Source organism: Candidatus Litorirhabdus singularis, assembly GCF_026262625.1.
Classification (GTDB): domain Bacteria; phylum Pseudomonadota; class Gammaproteobacteria; order Pseudomonadales; family Halieaceae; genus Litorirhabdus; species Litorirhabdus singularis.
Window position 1 is genome coordinate 1 of sequence record NZ_SHNN01000018.1, and the last position, 916, is coordinate 916.

Below are 916 nucleotides of genomic sequence, written 5' to 3' on the forward strand. Positions count from 1 at the left end.
AAAGGGCTCTGCTTGGATTCAAGAATCAAGTGCAACACGTATCAACCCTCCGTCCATTTCACGCTCCATTAGTTCTTGCGGTGTTTTAAACCCAAACCGCTTGCGAGGTCGCGTATTCAGAAGCCAAGCGATGTGGTCCAGTTCCGCCTGATCATACTGCTTCAGGTTCTCTCCCTTGGGCAAGAACTGCCGCAGCAAGCCGTTGATGTTTTCGCTACTCCCGCGTTGCCAAGGTGCATTACGATCAGCGAAGTAGACTTTTAGATCCAGGTTCTTGGACATCAAGGGGTGTTGCGCCATTTCCGCACCTCGATCATAGGTCATCGACAAGCGCAAAAAATCAGGTACTTGCTTCATGGTGGCCTCGAAGCCTTCCCGCACGTGGAGCGCCGATTTGCTGTGCATTTTGGCCAGCACAACAAAACCCGTTTTACGCTCCACAAGCGTGCCCACACAAGATTGATTCATTGCGCCAACGATCAGATCCCCCTCCCAGTGACCAGCGACTTCTCGAGTGTTGATGTCTTCCGGACGGTTGCAAAACCGTTGTTCTTCGTCGATTTTCAGGCTGCTGTAACAACTATCCTTTGAGCCACGTGGCCCCCGTTTCGATTTGCTACGTCGTAGGGAATGCACAAAGAGCTTTCTTAGCTCTCCTCGCGGATGGGCATAGATATGGGCATAAATTGTCTCGGGGCTCACATGCATTGCGGTCTGCTCGGGGTAACGCATCTGCAGGGTAGCGGCTATTTGTGCAGGAGACCATTTCAGATTGAGCAGGCGATCTTCAACGACGGCGCGCAAGGCCTGGTTACTGATAATCTTTCGCGGTTTCACGCAGCGTTTACGCCGGGTTCGGTAGGCTTTACCCGCTTCGGCAGCGCAGTAGCCAACGGAAGACGAGTTCCGCCTGATC

The 916-nt window shown here is 52.9% G+C and carries 1 protein-coding gene; it reads right to left on the reverse strand.

The genetic code is table 11. From position 1 onward, the window contains the following. Positions 1 to 18: 18 nt before the first annotated feature. On the reverse strand, positions 19 to 916 hold an 898-nt coding region (locus EYC98_RS21660), incomplete at its 5' end, for an IS30 family transposase (RefSeq protein WP_279247501.1).